1 protein-coding gene and 1 pseudogene are annotated in these 1,353 nt (G+C 30.1%); one reads left to right on the top strand and one right to left on the bottom strand.

What is annotated here, in order from left to right; all coding sequences use genetic code 11:
- Nucleotides 1-960, top strand: a 960-nt coding sequence (locus AC1DTM_RS26710; protein ID WP_477001305.1) for a hypothetical protein, incomplete at its 5' end; no start/stop codon positions are given.
- A gap of 110 nt (nt 961-1,070) precedes the next feature.
- On the opposite strand, the pseudogene AC1DTM_RS26705 reads toward AC1DTM_RS26710, so the two are convergent.
- Nucleotides 1,071-1,353, bottom strand: a pseudogene (locus AC1DTM_RS26705) (DNA alkylation repair protein); the annotation flags it as partial.

Here is a 1,353-nt window from a genome sequence, read left to right as displayed (position 1 = left end):
TTGCTAGTGTTGTGTTTCTTATGTTTAAGTGGTTGTAATTATGAAGATGAAGATCAGGTGAAAAAATATGTGAAAAAAAAGCACGGAATTGATGTGGTTGTAACAGATTGGGGTGCTATACATGAAGGGAATATGGGACATACATACCATACTGTTCAAGCGAAAAATAACAAAAATATTCAATTTAGAGTAGAGGTAGATGGCATCTTATATTCAACAATAAAAGGTGATGAATATCAATACGGGAAAAAAACATATGAGGAATATAAGGGATTTAAACCAATGCTAGAAGAAATTGAAAAATTAGGTTACGTGGAACCTGAAAATAAAAATGTTTTTCAATATATAGTGGATGATGATTATATAGAGGAGAAACCAACTGATAAGTTATTATTAACTTTAAAAACGAGTGACAAGATTGATTACAGTCAATTTGAATCAAAAGAATTAGATCGTTTATATGCTCTAATCCAATTCATTCAGAAGAGTAATAGAAAGATAACAAAACTTGAAATTGAGGATTATAATGGTGAATCTATAGGCTTACCTTTTTATAATGTGCAAAAAGCTATAACGAAAGAAGAACTGCTTTTGACAATGAAAAACACCGTAAGCGGTTATTGGACATATTTGATTCAAACTGAAACAAAAGTAGGCGAAAGGTTAAATGAAATTCAAAATGATCGTTTTGGAATTGAAGATATTACTTGTTCACACCCGAAAGACGGCAATTGTCTAGAGTATGAATTGACTTTAGTTTTCAATGACAGTGAGATAAAATATAGAAATGATTCATATGTAATAGAGGATTTGAGAAAGGTAGTCACTATTCTTAAAGAAGAACTATACAATAAGGAATTTAACATATTTTTAAGGAACAAGGATGGAACAAGTTATTCACTCTGGCTATCATCAGAAAAAATCAAGAAAAATAATAACATAGAAGAGCTAGTAAAATAAAGGTATAAAGAAGAATTTTAAAGCACTTTTTACGTTTATAATTGCTTTATTCAAAAGGAAAAAACGCTTATACTTCATTTTTGAAGCATAAGCGTTTTTGTTTAAAATACTTAAAAACAAAAATCTTTTGGTAAAGTGCCATTTTTTATCATCGTTCTTAATCCATGTTTCATAATCCAAGGGTTAACAGGATGCTGTTTATCGAGTAATTGTTGCAACCATTGAAAAACGAGTTCGTTATCTTCTTTCGTAATATCATTAATGTGATTGGCTACTGATTTTTGAACATACTTAGAAGGGTCATTCATTAATGGCTCAAGAAGCTTTAAATTATTTCTGAAGTCACCTTTCAGAGCTCCTATTTTTTTGCCCAAGGAAGTCTTGGTCTAGTAC

The sequence above is a fragment of the Bacillus sp. P4_D3 genome (assembly GCF_056401855.1).
This window is presented reverse-complemented; position numbering and strand designations above follow the sequence as displayed.